Below are 23,092 nucleotides of genomic sequence, written 5' to 3'. Positions count from 1 at the left end.
ATGAAAAAAGTAGTAGCAATTGTTTGTATGATGGTAGCAGGAATGAACGCTTCGTTTGCCCAAGGCTCCGACAACACCTTGCCTGTTCAGGCAACAACCGACATGGGAAGCATTGAAGGTAATTTTGATGTCAAAACCGGAGTTCAAAAGTATTTTGGAATTCCATTTGCTAAGCCACCTGTTGGCGATTTGCGTTGGAAGGCACCGCAACCTTTAACTCCGTGGAAAGGTGTTAAAGAAACGAAGAAATTTGGACCACGTCCGGTTCAAGGAGTAGTATTTGGCGATATGATGTCGCGTTCTGCAGGTTTAAGCGAAGACTGTTTGTATTTGAACGTTTGGTCGAATGCGAAGAAAGGTCAGAAGGGCTTACCTGTATTAGTATATTTTTATGGTGGAGGAAATGTAGCGGGAGATGGTTCTGAGCCACGTTACGATGGTGAAACGATGGCGAAAAAAGGAATCGTTGTAGTTACATGTAACTATCGTTTGAACATTTTCGGAAATTTTGCGCACCCTGAATTAAGTGCAGAAACTTCTTACAAAGGTTCTGGAAACTATGGTTATTATGACCAATTGGCTGCATTGAAATGGGTACAAAAGAACATTGCCAATTTTGGTGGTGATCCAGGACACGTAACTATTGCTGGTGAGTCGGCGGGTTCTGTGGCAGTTTCTTACCAAATGTCGTCTCCTTTGACAAAAGGCTTAGTTCATGCAGCCATTGGAGAAAGTGGTGCGGGAATTAATCCAACCATGGCGCCAACGCCATTAGCTGAGGCTGAGAAAATTGGAAAAGAATTTGCCGAAAAAGCAGGTTACAAAACATTGAAAGAATTACGCGCATTGAGCACCAAAGAATTATTTGATGTCTATTCAGATGCTAGAAGATTTGGATTCCCGGTAGTTATTGATGGCTATTTCTTACCTAAGAAATTATCTGAAATCTATGCTGCAAAAGAGCAATCGCAAATTCCTTTATTAGCTGGTTGGAATTCTGCGGAAGTTGGTGGAATGGGATTGATGCGTGGAAAACCATACACAGTTGAAAATTATGTATCTGTGATCAAGTCTGAATTCCCGAAAGACTTTGAAGAGGTGTTAAAATTATATCCAGCACATTCTGAAAGAGAGGCAGAAGTTTCTGCAACCGCATTGACATCTGACCGTTTCATTGTGTATGCAACTTGGAAATGGATGGATTTACATCGCAACAATTCTTCTCAGCCGGTTTATCGTTATTTGTACAGCAAATTGCGTCCAGCTTTAGTGGATCAATCGTTGGCATCTGGATTAGCTGGTGGAACAGTTCGTAGAGATCCAAGCGCTGCTCCAGCACCAGTTTCTATTCCAGTAGGAGCTCCACACGCATGTGAAATTGAATATTGTATGGGCAATTTACATTTGGTAAAAGAATATGCTTGGACGGCGGATGATTACAAGGTTTCTGAAACAATGAACAATTATTTCGCAAACTTCATCAAAACATACAATCCAAACGGAAAAGATTTGCCAGAGTGGAAGCCTTATTCAAAAGATGAAACTCCATTCATCAATATTGATGTAAAAACTAAGTTGGAAAACTCGACAATTGAGGGAAGATACAAGTTTTTGGATGGGGTTTATAAGTAAGTGAGCTAGTGAGCAGAGTGAGCCAGAAGGCCCGGGGATTTACCTCGGGCTTTTTTTTGAACTAAATTTTTAGAAAATTTGTTCTATTTTTTATCATCAAACTAAACTTATGAAACGTTTCATCATTGGATTATTTTTAATGGGATTCTCTTATGCAATAAGTGCCCAAAATAATGGTAAAATCTCCGGAACCGTTGTAGATAAAATTAGTCAAAAGCCTCTGATGGGGGTTTCAGTAAGTGTAGAAAATCTTTCAAAAGGCACTACCTCTGATTCTTTGGGAAGATTTCGATTGTTGCAATTGCCCTATAAATCCATTAATCTTCAATTTTCACTTGTTGGATATAAAAAACAAAAAGTTTACAATATCGTAGTTAACTCAGGAAATGAAAACACGTTTTATGTTGAATTAGACCAAGAGGTAAGTGAATTACAAGAAGTGGTGGTTACGCAAAATCGAAAAACGGCAAAAGTGGCAACCCTCGAGTCGCCCTTGTCGGTGCAAAAATTAACCACTGAAGAAATTAAGAGTAATCCGGGTGGGAATTTTGATATTTCCAAAGTGATTCAAATTTTGCCTGGTGTAGGTGGTGGAATTGCCGGAGGAGGCTTTCGAAATGATATTATCATTCGCGGAGGCGGTCCCAATGAAAATGTTTATTATTTAGATGGGATTGAAATTCCTGTGTTGAATCACTTTCAAACCCAAGGAAGCAGTGGAGGTCCTCAGGGGATGTTGAATGTATCTTTTATTGAAGATGTAAAATTAAGTTCATCTGCCTTTGATGCTCGTTACGACAATGCTTTAAGTTCTGTTTTTCAGTTCAGACAAAAATCGGGGAACCCAAATAAATTCCAAGGAAATGTTCGTTTAAGTGCTACGGAGTTGGCGTTAACTACGGAAGGGCCCCTATCAAAATCGGGGAATACAACTTTTTTGGCATCTGCCAGAAGATCTTATTTGCAATTTTTATTTAAAGCGTTAGACATTCCTATTCGACCAAATTTTTGGGATTTTCAAACCAAGATTTCTCATCGCATTAATGACAAAACGACGCTTACATTTATGGGAATCGGTGCAATTGATGAATTTAGTTTTGCAAGTTTAAAGAAGTCAACACCTGAAAAAATTTACATCTATAACGCCAATCCTTATATCAATCAGTGGAATTATACCTTTGGATTTACCTTGAAAAGGTTGTTAGAAAATGGCTACATGAATCTTGCTATTTCTCGTAATTCCTTTGATAATACAATTGAAAAATTTGAGGACAATCAAAATAAAGCAGGTGATGTGACCTTATCCTTGCGGTCGAATGAAACAGAAAACAAGTTGCGCTGGGATTTCTCTCAACAGTTTAGTGGTTGGAAAGTAAGTTATGGTCTGAATGCCCAAGTGGTGGAATATACCAACAAAACCTTCTCTATTCTCAGAGCCAATTTTGACCCACGAGCAGAACCCGTAGTGTATAATTACACTAGCCCATTGCCAAATTTCTTGCGCTATGGGGCATTTTTACAAGCCAGTAAAGTGTTTTTCGGAACGAGATTGGGGATAAGTGCGGGCTTGCGAACAGATATGAATACCTTTACCACCACAGGAAACGATGGATTAAAAACGTTATCGCCAAGGGTCTCGCTGAGCTATTTGTTGAATGATAAGTGGTCCTTGAATGCTTCTGTTGGTCAATATTATAAATTGCCACCTTACACGGTTTTGGGATTTGCTTATCAGCAGGGGCCATTAGCCAACAAAAATGCTGAATATCAATCGAGCAAGCATGCGGTTTTAGGCTTAGAATACCTAGTAAATGATGGGTTGCGTTTTACATTTGAAGGATTTTACAAGAAGTATGACAATGTTCCTATTTCGTTGCAAAAAGGGATATCCTTGGCAAATTTAGGGTCAGATTTTAATGTATTGGGAAATGAGCCAGTGGTGACCACTGGACAAGGTAAAGCCTATGGAATTGAGTTTTTTGCACAGAAAAAATTGACCGATCGCTTTTTTGGAGTTTTCTCCTATACGTTTTATAATAGCATGTACACTGGCTTAGATGGAAACTATGTGGCCAGTTCTTGGGATAATAGACATTTGTTTTCCGTTTCTTGGGGCTATAAATTTCCACGAAACTGGGAATTGGGCTTGAAATTCCGTTACCAAGGTGGAGCACCTTATACCCCGTACGATGCAATGGCATCTCAAATGAATTATCTAACCTTAGGACAAGGGATTTTTGATTACACGAAATTAAATACCCAGCGATTACGAGGATTCCACTCAAGTGATGTTCGAATTGATAAAAAGTATAATTACAAACATGTGACCTTGGATTTATTTATGGATGTAACCAATTGGTACGTAGCAGCAGCAGAGTCTGTTCCTTATTTTACGTTTAAACGAAATGAAGCGAATACGGAATTTGTCACCACGGACGGAAAAGCCTTACAAGCCAATGGTAGTAATGCTATTCCAACCTATATCGTGAATGACAAGGCCCAAACAACCCCAACAATTGGATTTATTGTGGAGTTTTAAAAAATGCTCACAAGCTCCTTCTTCAACCACTAGGGTTGAAGCTTTTATCTAACTAAATAACTATCGTATGCTTCAAATCATAGCCACCCGTAGCGACATTGGCTGTTACCGCGGCTAATTCATTATCAAGGGAATCTTTGATGATTTTCAAAATTCATAAGCCATAACTCATAACACATAACTCATAATTTTGTACCTTTGCATCTTACAAAATTAGATGAAGAAATGAGACAAAAAATTGTTGCAGGAAACTGGAAAATGAACAAAACAGCTGCGGAGGCACAGGCTTTGGCAGCGGAGGTTTTAACCTTGGTAAAGGCGGAAGTTCCTGCAGATGTACAGGTAATTATGGCAACACCAGCTTTGTATTTAGGTTCCGTAAATGCACAAATCCAAGGAGTTTCTAATTTAGCAGTTGCTGCTCAAAATTGTCATGAAAAGGCATCTGGTGCTTATACAGGAGAAATTTCTGCACCTATGTTGGCATCTATGGGTATTAAATATGTAATTCTTGGACACTCAGAAAGAAGAGAATATTTTGCAGAAACCAATGCACAATTGGCAGCAAAAGTAGATAGCGCTTTAGCCAATGGATTAACTCCAATCTTCTGTTGTGGAGAAAGTTTAGCAACGCGCGAAGGAGCTGATTTCTTAGCTTTTGTAGCACAACAAATTACGGAAAGTGTATTTCACCTATCAGCTGAGGAATTTGGTAAGATTGTGATCGCCTATGAGCCAATTTGGGCTATTGGAACAGGTTTAACGGCTTCTGCAGCTCAGGCACAAGAAATGCATGCTTATTTAAGAAATCATATTGCTGGTAAATATGGCCAAGCCGTTGCAGACGCTACTTCAATCTTATACGGTGGAAGTTGCAATGCACAAAATGCAGAGGAATTATTTGCATGTGCAGATGTTGATGGTGGCTTAATTGGAGGTGCTTCTTTAAAGTCAGGTGATTTTATTACTATTGCGAAAAGTTTTTAATTGACCGCCCCCGGCGCGATGCGCCACCCCCTCCTTCTGAAGGAGGGGGCCGGGGGGAGGTAGAAGTATAGCATCATGCAAAAAAAGTCTCTCGGTATTGTTTTAACCTATATTCGCTACCGAGAGACTTCTATTTTGGTGACCATTTACACCAAATCATCTGGGATTAAGTCTTTCATTGAAAACGGGGTACGGTCTGCCAAGGGAAAACACAAAATGGCGCTGTTTCAGCCATTGAATTTATTAGATTTAGATTTATTTTTAAAAGACAAAGGTCTTTGTCGAATTTCAGAGGCAAAATCGGCCTACCCTTTTAAAGAAACGCCCTACAATATATACAAATCGAGCATTGCTCTTTTTTTAGCAGAGGTTTTGTACAAAGTCTTGAAGGAGGAAGAGGAAAATGTACCTTTATTTGATTTTTTGGAAGAAAAAATTAAAGAATTAGATCAAATCAAAACGGGTTTAGAGAATTTTCATATTTATTTTTTGTGGGAATTGATGGTCTTTTTAGGCATTTTTCCAGAAACAATGCATGAGATGTTTTCGCAATTAGGTAATCGATCACCAGAATTAGAAGCTATGATGGAGCGTTTGATTTTACGAGGTCAAGTGGAGGGCCTAAACCGAAAAATAAGAAGTGAAATGATTCAAGTTCTGCTTGACTTTTATCATTTACATTTAGAATCTTTAGGAGAAATTAAATCGTTGGACGTTTTACACGAAGTTCTTTCATGATTAGTCAGTCGAAGTATGTTGTTGCCGCGCATCCTGATAAAAAGGAATTTATACAAGTTCAATGGACATTTGTCAGTGAAATTGAGGGAACCTTAAATTTACAATTACCCATTTGGCGACCAGGAAGGTATCAGGTGCAGAATTTTGCCAAAAATGTTTTACGAGTTGGTAGGTGTCAGGTGGTAGGTGGTAGTGGAGAGTTGAACGTGGAAAGTGGTAAGTGGAGCGTGCTTGGTAAAGTTTCGAGTTCGGTGTGGGAATTGGAGGTAAACAAGGGAGAAAAAGTACATTTAATTTGGGATTATTATGCACAGCAGGAGGATGCAGGTGGCTCGGTGGTGCAAGAGGAGTTTTTATATTTAAACTTTATTAATTTCTGTATGTATGTGGTGGGATGTGAGGATTTGCCGGTTGAAGTGGCGATTCAAAAAGAGCCTACATGGGATGTGTTAACGGCATTGGAACAAAAAAATTCGGAAACTTGGGTAGCCAAATCTTATCGGGAATTGGTGGACAGCCCTTGGATGTCCGCCCCTAAATTGAATCGTTTTGAATGGAATGTTGGGGATGTTGAGTTTGTGGCTGGGGGATTAGACCCACAATTTGCACTAAATCATAAATTAAAAGAAGCGTACCAAAAATTTTCAGCATTTCAGCTGGAATATATGGGGAATTTTCCGGTTAAAAAGTACATTTTTATGCACTGGATTTGTCCGAAACCTTATTATCATGGTGTAGAACATACCAAAAGTACGATGTTAGTTTTGGGCCCTCCGGATCGAGATTTGTATGAGGATTTGATTGGAGTTGCTTCGCATGAATTGTTTCATGTTTGGAATGTGTGCACCATTCGTCCGCTGGAATTGCTGCCTTATTCGTATGAAAAGGAGGTTTACTTCCAAACAGGAGGTATTGTAGAAGGTATCACAACTTATTTGGGGGATTGGTTTTTGTATGCATCGGGTGTTTGGACAAAGGAGGAATATGAGGTTGCTTTAGAGGCAAATAAGAAATTGTATTTGGAGAAAGAGGCAGGGAATGCACAATCGTTGGTGCAGTCGTCTATAGATTTATGGTTAGATGGTTATGGTCCTTCTTTGCCTGGCAAACGTGTTTCAATTTATTATAAAGGAGCCTACGTGGCCATGTTATTGGATCAGAAAATTCGTGCAAAATTCAATGATCAAAAATCTATTCGTGAAATTATGATTCGGATGAATGAAGAATTTGGGGGTTTGAAAAAGGGTTACACGTTGCAAGATTTTATTCGAATTGCTGAGGAGGTTTATGAGGGGGATTTGAGGGAGTGGTTTGAGGAATGGGTTTTTTAGGAGGTAAGAGGTAAGATGTATGAAGTAAGAGGGATGTTGTAAGAGGGTGAAAAATTTTCCCGATTCCCCTATTCTTAAATACTCAAACTTAACCAATCCCGGAGGGATTGCACATCTATAGCGATGAACGTTTTATACCACACGCTGCACCACAGAGTGGTGCAGGAATCAATCAAATTTTAATTAATTTTCGAATAGAGAAAATAATTTTCCAAAATAGAAAACAAATTTCGAAATAAACTCTGTTTCTAAATAAAAAACTTTTCGAATTTTGGACATGTCAAGTTTTGGAAAGTTTATTAAGAAAATCCGATTGGAAAAAGGGCTTAGTCAGGAGGATATAGCCGAAAAAATGGACCTATCGGTTTCCTCCTATTCCAAACTTGAAACAGGCAAAGTGGATCCAACGCTTTCGAAAATCGAAAAATTAGCAGGTATTTTAGAGTTTGATTTAGGCGAATATGCTGCTTCTTTAAAAGTTGAGCAACATTCGGGCACCGAAGATCCCGATGCTTCCGACCTTTATCGTTTTGTGAACCGAAAAGAGTATAAAGATTTGATTTCTAAGCTGGAAGGATTAGAACGAATTATTCAAAATTTGGCAGTAAATAACTAATTGCCTCAAATTTTCCTTGTATTTTTGCGGAATGAAATTCGAACTTCAGCAGGTTGATAGTGCTTCTAAGGCGCGTGCAGGGAAAATCACCACGGATCATGGAGAAATTTTAACGCCCATTTTTATGCCGGTGGGTACTGCGGGTACAGTAAAAGGCGTGCATATTTCTGAACTTTCAGATCCTATCAAAGCTCAAATTATTTTAGGTAATACCTATCACTTGTATTTGCGTCCAGGTTTAGAAACCCTCGAAAAAGCAGGAGGTTTGCATAAATTCAATGGTTGGAATGGCCCTATTTTGACTGATTCCGGGGGATATCAAGTGTATTCCTTGGCAAGTACCGGAAGAAAAATTCAGGAAGAGGGGGTAAAGTTTAAGTCGCACATCGATGGCAGTTTGCACTTTTTTACACCAGAATCCGTAATGGACATTCAGCGAACTATTGGTGCAGATATTATCATGGCTTTTGATGAATGTACTCCCTACCCTTGTGAATATGGGTATGCGAAACGTTCGATGGAAATGACACATCGCTGGCTCGACCGTTGCATCACTCGTTTAAATGAAACCGAGCCTAAATATGGTTATCAACAAACCTTGTTCCCAATTGTGCAAGGAAGTGTTTATAAAGATTTACGTAAAATATCTGCTGAATATATTGCTTCTAAAGGGGCTTTTGGAAATGCTATTGGTGGACTTTCTGTTGGGGAGCCGGCAGAAGATATGTATGAAATGGCAGACGAGGTAACGGATATTTTACCAAAGGATAAACCACGTTATTTGATGGGTGTGGGAACTCCGGCCAATATTTTGGAAGGAATTGCCTTGGGAATTGACATGTTTGATTGTGTAATGCCAACCAGAAATGCTAGAAATGGCATGATTTTTACCACCCAAGGCATTATAAATATTAAAAATGAAAAGTGGAAAAACGACTTTTCATTGATTGACCCCATGTTTGCCGATGAATTACACGGGCAATACAGTAGGGCATATTTACGACATTTAATACGTTGCGATGAACTTTTAGGAGCCATGGTAGCGTCCGTTTTCAATTTAAGATTTTATTTATGGTTGGTTAAAGAGGCGAGAGAACATATTTTGCAGGGCGATTTTGCGACTTGGAAAAATGGCGCTATTAATCAATTCATGCACCGCTTATGATTTTTATACTTGCCCAAGTTTTACAAATTTTAATAGGCTCCTACACGGATAAAAATGCAGGATTAGAATTTTATTTGCTTGATCTTCAGCAAAATAAAGTACAAAAGGCGTATCAAATAAAACAAGAAAATGCCTCATTTTTCTGTTTTTCTAAATCCAAAGAATTTCTCTTTGTGGTTTCGGAAAAAGGCGATCAAAACTCTTCTTTGAGTGCCTATAAACGATTTCCCAACGGAAAGTACGGTTTAATAAACTCCTTTCCGACTCTTGGAAATGACCCTTGTTATGTTACTTACAGGGAATCGAGCCAAACAGTTTATGTGGCTAACTATTCGGGAGGAAGCGTGAGCGTTTTCGATTTTTCGAAGAATTCTCTAAAGCCAATTAAACAGTTGCTAGTGTACAAAGGGAAATCGGTAAATGTAGCACGACAAGAGGCGCCTCATGCTCATAAAGTTGTCATTTCTCCGGATAACAAATATTTGTTCGTTACAGATTTGGGAAGCGACCGAGTGTACCAGCATCGGATTTTGGTAGATGGTAAGTTGTGGCCCAATTATAAAAGTTATCACTTAAATCCTGGAGCGGGTCCTCGACACCTAAGTTTTCACCCGAATGGGAAATTTGCCTATTTGCTTAATGAGTTAAGCGGAACCGTTGATGTTTTTTTATATAAAAATGAGGTTTTAGAAAAGGTTCAAAGTATTGTTTGTGATGATTCCAAGGCGGAGTCAAAAGCATCAGCGCACATAGAAGTTTCGCCCGATTGGAATTGGTTAGTCTGTTCGAATCGAATCACCAAAGATGAATTGGTAGTGTATAAAATTTTACCTACTGGCCAGCTTATTTTTAAAAATCGTATTCCTGTAGCAAAAAAACCTCGTTTTTTCACTTTTGATAAATCTGGCAAAATCCTTTTTGTAGCTAGTCAAGATGAAAACAAAGTACAATTGTACTCCTTTGATGCCAAAACGGGCAACATCAGCGCAAAAGGGTTGGATATTACGGTAAGGAAGCCAGTGGTGGTGGGGGAATTGTAAAAGTCCTATTTACCTCCCCCCAGCCCCCTCCTTCACAAGGAGGGGGGGGTAGGCGTTATGCCAGTTGTTTTAAAGCTTCTACCAATTGATCTAATTCCTGCTCAGTCGTAAAAACATTTGGCGTAATTCTACACCCTTGAACATTGTGATGGTCTATGGCAACGGTGAAAATTTTATATTTTTTTAATAAAGTTTCAGCCAAATCAGAGGGCTTCATGCTTTTTACTCCCACATTGGCTATGGCGCAAGACCGCGAAGGGTCTTTGGGAGTATTCAGAATAATATGAGGCAGATTTCTAACTTTTGAAGTCCAATAATTTTGTAAATGTCGCAGTCGTTCCTCCTTTTTGGCGGGACCCATTTGATTATAAAAGTCAATAGCATCTGCAATGCTTAGGTCTGTAGCAACGGGGTGTGTTCCTGTGTGGTTTAATTTAGAAATATCGCCAGAAGCTCTAATGGTTTCCGCTAAAAGAGGCCAAATTTTTTCAATATGTTGTTTTTTGATGTGCAGGATTCCTGCGCCTAAAGGAACGGCCAGCCATTTGTGTAAACTAGAGCCGTAATAATCACAATGTAGGTCTTTTATTGAAAACTGGAAATGAGCAACCGCATGAGCACCATCTACCATTACCTCAACACCTTTTTCATGTGCCATATCACAGATTTTCCTCACGGGTAAAATTTGACCTGTTATGTTGACAATATGTGGGATCATCAGCAATTTGGTTTTTGAAGTAATAGCTTTGGCATATAAATCCACCAATTCTTCATCATTTTTGGGATGATTGGGTATTGAAATGCGTTTATTCACGATCCCATGTTTTTTCACCATGAGGTCAAACATATCTTGCATCGCCCCGTAATCTTGGTAAGCAAAAACTGCCTCATCTCCTTTTTGCCAAGGATATCCGCCAATAACCATATCCAAAGATTCCGTTGTATTACGGGTAATGATGAGTTCATCTATTGGGCAATCCAGTAAATGGGCTAATTTTTCCACCATTTTTTGCTTATTTTCATGCTGTACTGTCCGCATGTAATAGGCGCCCAATCGATTAACTTCTCGAATATGTTCTTGGTATTTCTCTAATGTGGGCTGTGGAATGATGTTGTAATAGCCACTTTCCAGATTGATAAAATCAGTTTGCAGATTATATTGGGAACGGATTTTTTGCCAAAAATCGTTGCTTCGAGTCTCCTCTTTGCGTTCGGCCTCAGCCTCCGTTTTGAGATAAATTGTTTTATTGGAAATTCCAAAGCCCATCAAGGCTAAGGAGTTTTGTAAAAATGTTCGTTTTTTCATAATTCATCCTTCGACAAGCTCAGGAACCGTCCTTCGACAAGCTCAGGAACCTGAATTCATAATTTATAATTTATAATTCATAATTCAATAGGTATCTTTGCATTCAAATTTACGATTCCAATGAGCCAATTAGGACAAATTTTAGAACAAATAGTATTAAATCCAAACTTGCATGCCAAATTTCTCAATACGCTTTCGTATATGGAAAATGTTGGGGCAAGAAAAATTTCAAAATTTGAATCCAGAAGCTCTGCCAATTTGATGGTTTTGAAACATGCTGCCGAGGAGCACCGCCATGCGTATTTCTTAAAAAAGCAAATGTATAAACTGATTGATGCTGGATTGGAAACCTATGAAGATCAGCATTTGTTGTGTCCGAAAATCTCTGGTTTGTATTTGGATTTTTTGGACCTAAAAGTTTGCCAATGGCTTAAAAAAGAGTTCAAATTGCAAGGTGCCGATTTAAAATGGTTGGCCTATTTGTTGGTTACTTATGCCATTGAGGTTCGTGCTGATGAAATTTATCCAGTTTATCAAGATGTTTTAACCCGATTTGATCAAAAGGTCCACGTGAAATCTATTATTATAGAGGAAGAAGGACATCTTGATGAGATGATTCAACAACTATCTAATTATTCAGATAATTGGGAGGAATTGGGACAAAAAGCAATTGCCATTGAGGCAGAGCTTTTTGAGAACTGGACAATGGCAATTGAAAAGGAATTGTTGGTTTTGGCTAATTAATCAAATAAATTCCCTTTGGAGCAACAGTGATATCTTTGTTTTTTCCGTTGTAAATCACTTGAGTTTTACCGCCCAGCTTTGAGGTAATTTGTACGCGAGTTACCTTGTGATTTTTCCACTCCAAGCTTACTTCGAATCCACCTCTTGCCTTTAACCCTGAAACAGAACCGCTTTCCCATGCATCAGGAAGGGCAGGGAGCAAGTAAATATTGTTTTCATCTGACTGCACCAACATTTCAGCCACTGCGGCAGCGCCACCAAAGTTTCCATCTATTTGGAAAGGTGGGTGGGCATCGAATAAATTAGGATAGGTTCCGCCACCTCTTTGATAATTTATTTTTACTCCATCGGGTTCAACGTATTTCAACAATTCGCGGTACATTTTGTAGGCATGGTTGCCGTCTTTTAATCGGGCCCAAAGATTGATTCTCCAGCCCTTAGACCATCCGGTGGTTTCATCACCCTTGATCTCTAGAGATTTGCGAATGGCGGCAGCTATTTCGGGCTGTACGTCAGTTTTTATATGTGTTCCTGGAAACAATCCATATAAATGCGATTGGTGTCGGTGTTTCCAATCTTGATCTTCCCAGTCGTAATACCATTCCTGTAAATTTCCTCTTGAACCAATTTGGTAAGGGTGTAATTTGTTTAAAGCGGTCTGAATTTTTTCTGCAAATTCTTTGTCATTTCTTAAGACATTTTGAGCCGCTAAAATATCTGTAAATAGTTCGCGGATCATGGCAAGATCTGCTGTACCGCCATACATGGTGGCACCGATGTAGCCATTGGGAAGTTTGAATCGGGCTTCAGGAGAGGTGGCAGGTCCGGTTATTAGGTTTCCTTTTTTATCTGGGAAAAGCATGGCCAAAGCAAATTCTGCAGCACCTTTCATCAGTGGATAGCCCTTTGTTTTCAAGAATTCCAGATCTTTTGTGAACGAATAATGTTCCCATAAATGTGTACTTGCCCAGGTTGCGCCCATGTTCCAATTGGCCCAGCTAGGGTCACCATCTCCAAAATCACCAACAGGATTACTCATAGCCCAAATGTCTGAATTGTGGTGCACTGCCCAACCTGGGGCATTGTAAAAAGTTTTGGCGGTAATTTTACCTGTCGATTCCAGGTTTTCTAAGAAACCTAAAAAAGATTGATGCATTTCTGGCAAATTGGTGTTTTCTGCCAGCCAGTAATTTTCTTCTGCATTGATGTTCATGGTATAATTAGAAGACCAAGGTGGACGGATGTGTGGATTCCACAAGCCTTGTAAATTGGCTGGTACTTTTGGTGTTCTTGAGCTTGAAATCAATAAATATCTTCCAAATTGGAAATACAATGTTTCTAAATAAGGGTCTTTTTCACCTTTTGCATAATTGCGTAAACGTTCATCAGTTGGGAGATCGACGGTTGATTTCCCCAAATTTAATTTTACACGATTGTAAAATTTTTGGTAATCACTTTGGTGTCGATTCAGTAACGTTTGCAAAGGAATAATGCTTGCTTTTTGAAGTACTTCTTGGGCAATTTTTTCTTCATCCAATCCTTCGGCATTTGGGTCTTTGTCAAAACCATTGAAGCTGGTGGCTAAACTTACTAAAATAGTTGCCTGTGTAGCATTTGAGAGCGTAATAGAGCTATCAGTTTGGGAAACAGTTCCTCCATAATTTTGCAGTAAGAAATCCCCTGCAAAGCGAGTTCCTTTTCCTTCAATAAATTGAATTGGATTGCCCGGCTTGCGAACATAATTAGGATCTGCGCGAACGGGAGCCAGTCCGTTTACGTGCAAATGGTGCAGAGTTGAGTGTGTTGAAAACTTTAATTTGGAGTCAAACCGAAGCGTAAAACTTAGTTGGTTTTTCTGAGAAGATTCTAAATGAATGACAAAAACTTGATCTGGATTTGATACAAAATATTGTCGTTTGATTTGGTTTTGGTTGGTGGTATAAGATACCGTGGCCAAAGATTTGTCCAGATTCAATTCTCTTAAATAATTGTTTACATTTTCATGTTTAAAATCGAGATATAAATTACCTAGTGGGGCATAGGACTCTGAAAATTTACCTTGAATTTTTCGGATTAAAGAATCTGCGGCCTTGTAATTTTCTTGAAGCAGCAATTCACGCACCTTTGGAAAATTTTCATAAGCCTTCGGATTCATGTTGGGATTTACCGGACCACCCGACCACAAAGTAATATCATTTAAATGAATTATATCTGTATTTGTACCTCCGTAAACGGTTGCCCCTATTTTACCATTTCCTAACACCAAAGCCTCTTCAAAGTATTGCGCAGGGTTTTTGTACCAAAGTTTGAGACTAGGTTGTTTTACCTGGGCAATGGAATCAAGTGAGCAGAGTGAGCAAAGTAGGAAGATAATAGGTTTAACCCTTGTGGTTAAACCACATTTTATTAAAATCCTATTTAAAAAATCGATTTTCATATTACATTCTATCAACGAGTTGTTTCATTTTTTGGAATCCGGTATTGGCTACCAATTGGGCATCTTGTGCGTAATAGGTTTTATTGAAAAGCTCCAAAGAAATTACCAAAGGACGATTATTCGGAGTTAATTTATGGATGATGTCTGCGATAGGGGCCTCACCATCGCCCACATAAATTCGGTCTGCGTCTTTGATGTCGGCAGGTTTGATGTTGGTGGTGTAGTCGTTTACGTGGAATATGTCTAAACTATTTTCTCCAACTACATGAAGGCTTTCCAGGCTTGATTCTCCCCGATAAATATGATAAACGTCCAATAATAATTTCGCATCTTCCTTTCCCGCTTCTGCGGCAATGAAAAGAGCATCTGCAACACGGTTGAGGCATTTGGAATGTCCCCACATTTCTAATTGCGGAATTACTTCCATTTGCTTTCCTACTTCCAGGATTTTCCCGTAGCGTTCACCGGCGGCTTTAAGGTTGATGTTTGGATTGTTTTGCGCACCCATTGGAGGTGCGGCGATACGTTTGCAGCCCAATTCACGCACCCAGCCCATTTCTTTTTTTAGCTGTTCAAGTCCCTTTGCACGAACGTCTGCTTCATCGACGATCCACGGAGCGAAACCGATTGTATTTTGAATAGTGAGGCCGAGGTCTTGGATTACTTTTTTTGCTTCTGCAATAGAGCCCCCATTATTTAGGTATTTTTCGAGCGTTGGCACCCAAATTTCAACTGAACGGAACCCCGCTTTTGAGGCTACTTGAAGTTCTTTGATGAAACCTAAGTTTTGACCCATGATGGTACTTAGGTTCAGGCAGATGGTCAGATTTTTTTTATTTTTTGCCACGGCATTTTCTTTTGCGAGTGGGGCGAGGGAAAGTCCGGCCAAAGGTGCAGAAGCTTTCAATAAATTTCTACGGGAAATATTCATAGGATGAAATAGGTTTCCTGCAATTTATGAAAGAAATTGAAAAGTTTTATCTTTTTTTATAAACCGAAATTCTGTTTACCGTTGTTGAAATTATTATTTATTTGGTTAGAAGATAGTGCGGAACTATAGATTCTAACTAAACTAATTTTTCCATTGAAAAAATTACCTAATGAAGCGTTGTTACTCCATGCGCCTATTTTGAAAAACTGATTTGCAACCGATGGAGGGGTTGAATAATTCTCTGTATTTATTAATCGTCCATTTACATAAAATGTTACCGTTTTGGCCGATTTATTATAGACTGCTGCCACATGGTACCATTTATTGATGGAAAAGGAATAAGTTGCGTATTTATCTGCTTCTGAGCTCAATGCGAATTGCAATTGGTTATTGGCAAATTGAAAATGAACATTTCCTGCATTCCAATTATCCATATTTGCTATTGCCGTATTGGCGCCACTATTTGCTGTTCTATTTACCCAAGCTTCTATTGTTATGTCATTACTTCCGGGAAAGGCCGCAGGAAGTGATACATAATGGTTTGTTCCATCAAAAGTAAAATAACCTCCATTATTGGCACTAAAAGAAGGGCCATTGGTTAAAGTTGCTGACATACCTGTTGCTGATATATCTGTCCAGATTGTACCAGAACCTGAATAACTAGATGAATTACTCGCATCTAAATGGAGCTTCAAATTGGAAGTAATAACCTTGTATTTTGAATATTTTTTTAGCTGTCCATTTTTAATAATGGGATAATCACTTCCTTTTTCGCCAAAACGGTTTACTTGATTAGCTTTAACATCCAAAAGTTCTCCATATCTACTTAAGCCCCTTAATTTTATTGTTACAACAGTTGCCTGAGAAGTTGAACAACCTGAAGTTGCATCGGTAACGGTTACTGTATACGTTCCAGATTCATCAAAATCATTTGAAGCTGAACTAAGGTTACTTCCACCATCCCACGAGTAGGTGCCCCCACCAGAAGCGGTTAAAGAAACTAAATCATAGTTTGTTGAAGTTCCTGTAACACTTACCGTTGGGGCTGTTTTAATCGTTCTGGATACGCTATTTGAGGAAGCCGGACTACCAATTGCGCAAGCTTTGTTAGAAGTTAATTCTGCATATACAACATCACCATTAGCTATGGCACTTGAAATAAAGGTAGAAGCCGTTTCCCCCGAAATCACATCACCATTTTTATACCATGCATAAGTAGGTGACGTTCCCCCGTTTGAAGGGGTTGCCGTATAGGTTATTGGAATACCATAGCAAACATTATTTACATCGGCAGCAATGGTTAGGGATGTTGTGGATGAGCCTACCACATTAATCGTGGAGGAATTTGAAGTACTAGTTAATCCACCGCAAGCCTCTGTAATAACACAACGATAAAAGTAGGTTGCTTCACTTGCAGTATTAAGCGCTAATGTTGAAGTAGTTTTTCCAGCAATATTTGCATAGGAACCACCCAAATTAGCTGCAGACTGCCATTGGTAGGATAAACTTGGTCCAGAAGCAACAACGTTTATATTTGCAACAGAGCCCGAACAAACAGTTTTATCTTCTGGTTGATTGGTAATAGAAGGGGTGGCGGAAGTGCTGACTACTAAATTTGCATTATCAGTTGTAATAGAGGAACACCCTGTACTTGAAGTTATATTGCATTTATAATATAAATTAGTATTGGATGTAACCCTAGCGGCATTTACTGTCAGGGTAGAGGTATTGTAATTGCTATAATAGGTTGCATTGGAGGCATCAGCCCAAGTGTTCGCATCAGACGATACTTGCCATATATAACTTAATGTTCCTTCCCCAATAGCAGATACGGAATAGGTTTTGGCAGAACCGGCACAAGTGTTTATACTTGTTGGTTGAACTACAATTTGTGTGGGACTATATACATTAACTAATACAGGCGTACTTTGCACAGCAGAACAAACACCATTTTGGACTTCAGTTTTATAAAATGTTGAAGTTGTAGGAGTAATGGTCAAAGAGCTTGAGGTATTTGCTAAATCACTCCAATTAATGCCACCGTCATCAGAAGAAAGCCAACGAGTAATATTTCCTGTATTACTAACCGAATTTAATGTGGTACTTGTTCCAGAACATTGTGTACTTCCAGGGGCACCTGTAATACTGCCTGCAACACTCAACGCATTTGCAACAATTGAGATGCTAGTGGAACTTGCAGAACTATTTCCACACAAATTTACAGCATTAACAGAAATATTTCCAGAAGTATTATTTGCATTAAATGTAATTTGGTTTGTGTTTAATCCCGAAACGATTGTCCATCCTGTAGGATAACTCCAATTGTAAGATGAGGCATTAGCCACCTCTGGTACTGAATAAGTTAAATTTGTACTATTGGAGCAAACTGTTGTAGATCCTGTAATTGAACTTGGAGCAGCAGGGACTGAGTTAACTGTTGAAATGGATAAACTTCTTGTAGTGATATTTCCACAAGATTGTGATGGTGTAACAGTTATATTTCCTCCTGGATTTCCATTTGGATTAACAGTAATGGAATTGGCTGAGGACGAACCAGTCCAACCATAAGGTAAGGTCCATGCAAAAGTTGCGCCATCTACCATTGGTGTTGAGTAGGTTTGAGTTCCTCCGTTATTACAAAGAATATCATTTCCTGAAATCGTACCAGTTCCGCATCCATCATTTCTAAAAGCCAAATATGCATAACCATAATGTCCAGAAGGGGAGCAATCAAAGGCTTCAAATTTTAATTCAATAGTTTTACCTGCATATTGTGATAAATCGAATGAAACTTCTCTCCATGGCTCATAACGTGCACCATTCATGATTGGCATTCCAGAATTTGAGTAATAATCTTTTGAGGCACAATTGATTTTGGTTCCTGTTGTAACATCTGTAACAGTTGCAACGAAAGCAGGTTGTTGAGAGGCAGAATGGGCAACATCTTGTAAAATTGCAGAATAGGCATAGGTAATATTGTAGGTTGAAACGCTCTGTGGTACGGAAAGTCGAAAGGTTAATTTGTCGGCAGAACCACCGGTTGAAGAACTGCCCAGCCTTACACTGTAATCATATTTATACCCGTTTATGACAGGTACCTTTGGAATGGTTGTAACTTTTTCGTCATAATCAAATCCACCGTCTGCCCTCGCATTAAAAATTGTTAATGTATTATTCCCTCGAAAATCATTTGCAGTTTTAACTGTTGAAATTTTTGAAGGAATAGGATTAATTGTAGCGGAATAGGAGCCCAAATAATTCCCAGTATAAGTACCACTTTTAAACTCCCAAAATGAAAGATTGTTTGCATCAAATGATAAATTTGTAGGGCAAGTATGTTGGGCCAATAATATTGGTGACCAAAGGATTAAAAAAGCAAAAATTTTTTTCATAAATAATATTTAAATTATTTAATGGTATCTTCTAATAAATTAAGAATTGTGTTATTGTTAATTTTATAACTTTTAATCATATTTACCTCTTTTGTAATTTTTTGAGGATCAAAATCATTTGAAATCAAAATATGATCCTCATTTTTAGAATAAAATCTTAATCTCCCAGATTTAAAAACAATTTTATTTTCTTGCATATTTTCAAATGTGTGATTTTTGTAAAAATCTATTGAAAAAAGACCTCTTACTGTATGATTATCCAAGAAGGCTTGATCAACAATTTCTAGTGAATTGTTTGGGGCCAGAAAGAAACTTAATGAATCGGAATTAAAATCAACGTTTTGTTGAATGAAGTCGATAACCTTAGAATATTTATTATAAACATCAATTGTTAACCCATTTTTTAAATTAACTTGTGCGTTTGTGGGAACACAAAAAGCAATTTGACATATAATAAATCCAAAGATTAAAAATAAATTTTTCATAAGCATTAATAAGAATAATCAAACTGAATTCTATCGCCAGCAACAATGGTATAACCGCCATTGTTAGCACTTGTGTATGTCAATGTTGTTCCAGAATCACTATAAGCTGTATTGCTTATACGAATTCCATTTATGTACATTTTGATTATTCTATTTGTACCTTTTGCATGACTTATGGTAAAACTTGCTTGGGCAGCTGTTGCAGTAAATTCATCTGATACTTCTACGATGGCATTTGCTGCAAGCATAGAACTTGTAACCTTTCCCGCACCAATTGTTGTTGCAAAACTTCCCGTGCCAGAACCGGTTACATCACCCGTTAATGTGATTATTTGGTCACCAGTGTTGGTACCCGAAACAGTCGCATCATCTGAAGCAGTTAATGTTTTACCATCTACAATTGTTAATGTTGCACTACTGGTTGGTGCTGTAATTGTTACTTTGTTTATCGTTGAACTAAACGTCTTCGCCCCTGCAAAGGTCTGCGTCCCAGTAGTTACTAAGCCTCTTGCAGTAGCACTAGCATCGGGGATATTAAATGTATGTGTAGTGCTTGAACTTGAAATATTAAAATCTGTTCCAGAGGTCCCTGTTGCAAATGTCTGAGTTCCACCCGAAAGTCCATTTACAGAGGTAACACCTGTAGAAGCTGGGGTACCCCAAGATGGAACGCCACTGGCTAAGGTCAATACTTGTCCATCTGTTCCTTTTCCTAATCTAGTTCCTGTTCCACTTGTCCCACCATAAATAATATCTCCCGAGGTAGTCATAGGGGAAAGGGCATCAAATGCAGCAGTTTGTGTGGTTGCTCCAGTTCCTCCATTAGCAATGGAAATCGTTTCACCAATTTTTGCATTGGTTATTGCGGCAGCATCAATTTTTGCTGTGGTAACACTTCCGTCTGCTAATTTTGCCGTGGAAACATTTGCATCAGCAATTTTGGTAGTAGTTATGCTACCATCCGCAATTTTAGCATTTGTAATTGCAGAAGGGGCTATTTTTGATGAAGTAATGGCATTGTCTGAAATCACAGGAGCTGCTGCAGTTGTACCTGTTCCCCCCAAATCACCCGCTAATTGAATTTTACCTTTATCAGACGTTGTTGCATCTGCTACCGAGGCGTTTGTCATAGCTGCTACCACAAAGGCCGTTGTTGCTATTTGTGTTGTATTCGTTCCTGCCGTTGCCGTTGGTGCAGTTGGAGTTCCCGTTAAAGCCGCTGATGCTAATGGCGCTTTTAAATCCAATGCGGTTTGCGTAGCCGTTGAAACAGGCTTACTCGCATCTGAAGTATTATCTACATTGGCTAAGCCTACAGCTGACTTATCTAAGGTTTGCCACGATTTATCTCCTCTGTAATATTGAGCAGTTGAACCTGCTGTAATTGTATTTTCTTTATTGGCTAAGCCTGGTACCGTCGGCAAAGCAGCAGTACCTCCCAAATCACCGGCTAATTGAATTTTTCCTTTTGCCAATGTGGTTGCGTCTGCAACAGAGGCATTGGTCATAGCCGCGGTAACAAATGCAGTTGTTGCAATTTGTGTATCATTCGTTCCTGCTGTAGCAGTTGGTGCCGTAGGAGTACCCGTTAATGCCGGAGAAGCCAAAGGAGCTTTGCTGGCTAATCCCGGTACAGTGGGTGCATCCGCCGTTCCACCTAAATCTCCCGCTAATTTGATTTTTCCTTTGTCGCTTGTAGTCGCATCAATAACTCCTGCGCTTATAGCATTCTGTACAAACGCGGTGGTAGCCAGTTTAGTAGAATTATCGGTATTGCTTTGCGTTACTCCCGTTGTACCCGTAGGCATTGAAGGAGTTCCTGTAAATACGGGCGAATTCTTATCTGCCTTAGCATCTAAATTGGTTTGAAAAGCTACTCCCGAAACAGAAGCATCCACATAATCTTTTACCGCTTTAGCACTCGGATATTTAGTATTTGAACTTCCATCTGTAGTAATACTCGTTGATTTATTGCTTGTATTTTCTTTATTTGCCAAGCCCGGAACCGTAGGTGCATCTGCCGTTCCTGCTAAGTCTCCCGACAATTTTACCTTTCCTTTTGCCAATGTAGTAGCATCTGGTGCCCCTGATGCAACGGCATCTTGAACCGTTTGGTCAACATAGGTTTTTACCGCTAATTGGGTTGGATAAAACTCTGAAGAAGGAGAACCTGCCCCTAAATCACTTGCATTTCTTTTGTTTGATGTTACCTCATACGTCCCGCTCAATTGGTTGATGGTAGTGTTGGTTGTAGTAATTTGTTGCTGCAATCCTCCAACCTGTTGATTCAACACGGTATTGGTTTGTGCAATGGATTTTGAGTTTGAAGTGATTCGATTGTCATAAGTAGAAAGGGTACTGTCCACCAATGAAAACTTGCCATTTGTTTTGTTGGATAAATCTGTAATCGCAGTTTGAGTTTGAGTTATATCCTTTTTCAATGGATCCAATGCCGTTGAATTTAAAAATCCTGAATCATTTTTAAATTGGGATAAATTAGTTGGTGCACCGTCTACGTTTTCATAATCTACTGCTGAAGCATACAATGCGTATGGGGTATAATTTAATAATTCAACAGAAGAAACTTTAAACGTAGTACAATTATCAAAACTTACTGAAACCTTTAAACTTTTTCTATTTTTCCCCCATTTAATTGAATTAAAATCTTTGTAGGTCCCTGTGCCCAACAAGGTTATTTTTGCATTACTTGTGGTAGCAGTGGAGGAGCCTATGGTTAAATTGACCAATCCAAATTCATCGGTTTGTGTTGATTGAACTTCTTCATAATCAATTGTTTTGTCTGAATTGATGATGGTGAATTTGATGCAAACAGGCCCATTAGATAAAGGCTGTCCAACAATATTTTGTCCGGGGATTTCAATTTGATTGGGATCCATTATTACGGCCTGATAATTAATTGCTTTCGTTTGAGAAAACATAGGAAACGTCAACAACAGAAGCCCCACGATTAGAACACCGAGCTTTTTCATGATATATTTATTTAGATACAAGTATGCCTACTTAAAGGCCAATTATTTTTATGCCAAACAATATGTTTAGCGTTTTAAAATTCAAACTACTTTCCCCTTGTTTCGTTGCAACAAATGTTTGATGATTTGCTGCACTAACATATAAACTCAAGGATTTATTAATCTTTTTTTCTAAAATTCCGGCATATCCAACAAACACTTTTAGTTGGTTAAAATCTTTATTTTGAGACAAATCAACATAGGCCGATCCTACATGTTGATTTCCCTGCAATAGGTATTGTCCCATGGCTTTGCCTTGTGCCTGTACTTTCCAGCCTTTGCCTAAATTCACAAAAGGACCAATACCAAGCTCCAAACCCAAGTAATTTGTTTGATAATCGAATGAGGTGTTCTGAACATCACCTACAGCATTGAATTGATTCATTAAAAGTGCGGAACTCCACTCCAAATGGGATAGAATTTTTGCTAAACTTTTGTGTTGCAAGTAATATAAGTCTTTGGAGGTTCCTTGACCGATAAATTTGGTGGTGTCTAAAAAGGCCTGCTCATAGCCAATGGAATAAGCATTGCCAGAACCTTTTTTGAGGTAATTAATTTGAACCCCTTGAGTAGTTACAAAATCGTAAGTGGTTAATGAGTTTCCTAAACCAATTTTCCAAGCACTACTCTGAGCAAACGAGGGACTCGTCCCAAAAAGCACACAAAGCCCTACAGCTATTGTCAGCTTTAATCTGATAAATTTATAAATCATTTAGATAC

Annotated in this window: 16 protein-coding genes; 9 read left to right on the top strand and 7 right to left on the bottom strand. The window is 38.7% G+C overall.

Translation table 11 applies throughout. The annotated features are described in order from the left end of the window. The 8 genes from EOJ36_RS09745 to EOJ36_RS09710 all read left to right on the top strand — a co-directional run bounded on the left by EOJ36_RS09745 (position 1) and on the right by EOJ36_RS09710 (position 10,048). On the top strand, positions 1–1,632 hold the full coding sequence (locus EOJ36_RS09745; protein ID WP_127804834.1) for a carboxylesterase/lipase family protein: 1,632 nt from the start codon (positions 1–3) through the stop codon (positions 1,630–1,632). Between the two features lie 109 nt (positions 1,633–1,741). Continuing rightward, the gene (locus EOJ36_RS09740; RefSeq protein WP_238944462.1) at positions 1,742–4,171 is read left to right on the top strand and encodes a TonB-dependent receptor; all 2,430 of its coding nucleotides are present in this window, start codon (positions 1,742–1,744) and stop codon (positions 4,169–4,171) included. A gap of 225 nt (positions 4,172–4,396) precedes the next feature. Next, positions 4,397–5,158 carry a triose-phosphate isomerase gene (gene tpiA / locus EOJ36_RS09735; RefSeq protein ID WP_127804832.1) on the top strand — a complete coding sequence of 254 codons (762 nt, stop codon included), beginning with the start codon at positions 4,397–4,399 and terminating at the stop codon, positions 5,156–5,158. 75 nt (positions 5,159–5,233) lie between these two features. Beyond that, entirely contained in the window at positions 5,234–5,896 is a 663-nt protein-coding gene (gene recO, locus EOJ36_RS09730) for a DNA repair protein RecO (protein WP_127804830.1), read from the top strand. Then, on the top strand, positions 5,893–7,227 hold the full coding sequence (locus EOJ36_RS09725) for a M61 family metallopeptidase (protein ID WP_127804828.1): 1,335 nt from the start codon (positions 5,893–5,895) through the stop codon (positions 7,225–7,227). Before recO ends, EOJ36_RS09725 begins: the two co-directional genes overlap by 4 nt. 277 nt (positions 7,228–7,504) lie before the next feature. After that, positions 7,505–7,843, top strand: a complete 339-nt coding sequence (locus EOJ36_RS09720; RefSeq protein WP_127804826.1) for a helix-turn-helix domain-containing protein — start codon at positions 7,505–7,507, stop codon at positions 7,841–7,843. Positions 7,844–7,874: 31 nt separating this feature from the next. Next, the gene (gene tgt, locus EOJ36_RS09715; RefSeq protein ID WP_127804824.1) at positions 7,875–9,008 is read left to right on the top strand and encodes a tRNA guanosine(34) transglycosylase Tgt; all 1,134 of its coding nucleotides are present in this window, start codon (positions 7,875–7,877) and stop codon (positions 9,006–9,008) included. Continuing rightward, positions 9,005–10,048, top strand: coding sequence for a lactonase family protein (locus tag EOJ36_RS09710; RefSeq protein ID WP_127804822.1), 1,044 nt, complete (start codon positions 9,005–9,007; stop codon positions 10,046–10,048). Before tgt ends, EOJ36_RS09710 begins: the two co-directional genes overlap by 4 nt. Before the next feature lie 55 nt (positions 10,049–10,103). On the opposite strand, the gene EOJ36_RS09705 is transcribed toward EOJ36_RS09710, so the two are convergent. Further along, positions 10,104–11,354 (bottom strand): aminotransferase class V-fold PLP-dependent enzyme, encoded by a 1,251-nt coding sequence (locus EOJ36_RS09705; RefSeq protein WP_127804820.1) that lies wholly within the window; start codon positions 11,352–11,354, stop codon positions 10,104–10,106. A gap of 120 nt (positions 11,355–11,474) precedes the next feature. Between EOJ36_RS09705 and EOJ36_RS09700 the strand changes: the two genes are divergently transcribed. Beyond that, positions 11,475–12,098, top strand: coding sequence for a hypothetical protein (locus tag EOJ36_RS09700; RefSeq protein ID WP_127804818.1), 624 nt, complete (start codon positions 11,475–11,477; stop codon positions 12,096–12,098). Here EOJ36_RS09700 and EOJ36_RS09695 read toward each other — a convergent pair. The 6 genes from EOJ36_RS09695 to EOJ36_RS09670 are packed head-to-tail and all read right to left on the bottom strand — an operon-like array spanning position 12,091 to position 23,084. Further along, positions 12,091–14,535 carry a glycoside hydrolase family 95 protein gene (locus EOJ36_RS09695; RefSeq protein WP_127804816.1) on the bottom strand — a complete coding sequence of 815 codons (2,445 nt, stop codon included), beginning with the start codon at positions 14,533–14,535 and terminating at the stop codon, positions 12,091–12,093. The two genes, EOJ36_RS09700 and EOJ36_RS09695, sit on opposite strands and share 8 nt — an antisense overlap. A 1-nt stretch (position 14,536) precedes the next feature. Next, positions 14,537–15,466, bottom strand: coding sequence for a sugar phosphate isomerase/epimerase family protein (locus EOJ36_RS09690; protein ID WP_127804814.1), 930 nt, complete (start codon positions 15,464–15,466; stop codon positions 14,537–14,539). Positions 15,467–15,522: 56 nt separating this feature from the next. Beyond that, complete coding sequence (locus EOJ36_RS09685; RefSeq protein ID WP_127804812.1) at positions 15,523–18,858, bottom strand: LamG-like jellyroll fold domain-containing protein; 3,336 nt, start codon at positions 18,856–18,858, stop codon at positions 15,523–15,525. A 14-nt stretch (positions 18,859–18,872) separates the two neighbouring features. Continuing rightward, complete coding sequence (locus EOJ36_RS09680) at positions 18,873–19,343, bottom strand: hypothetical protein (protein WP_127804810.1); 471 nt, start codon at positions 19,341–19,343, stop codon at positions 18,873–18,875. A gap of 5 nt (positions 19,344–19,348) precedes the next feature. Then, positions 19,349–22,333 carry a beta strand repeat-containing protein gene (locus EOJ36_RS09675; protein ID WP_127804808.1) on the bottom strand — a complete coding sequence of 995 codons (2,985 nt, stop codon included), beginning with the start codon at positions 22,331–22,333 and terminating at the stop codon, positions 19,349–19,351. Between the two features lie 31 nt (positions 22,334–22,364). Then, on the bottom strand, positions 22,365–23,084 hold the full coding sequence (locus tag EOJ36_RS09670) for a hypothetical protein (RefSeq protein ID WP_127804806.1): 720 nt from the start codon (positions 23,082–23,084) through the stop codon (positions 22,365–22,367). Between the last annotated feature and the right edge of the window lie 8 nt (positions 23,085–23,092).

This window comes from Sandaracinomonas limnophila (assembly GCF_004005965.1).
GTDB classification, from domain to species: domain Bacteria; phylum Bacteroidota; class Bacteroidia; order Cytophagales; family Spirosomataceae; genus Sandaracinomonas; species Sandaracinomonas limnophila.
This window is presented reverse-complemented; position numbering and strand designations above follow the sequence as displayed.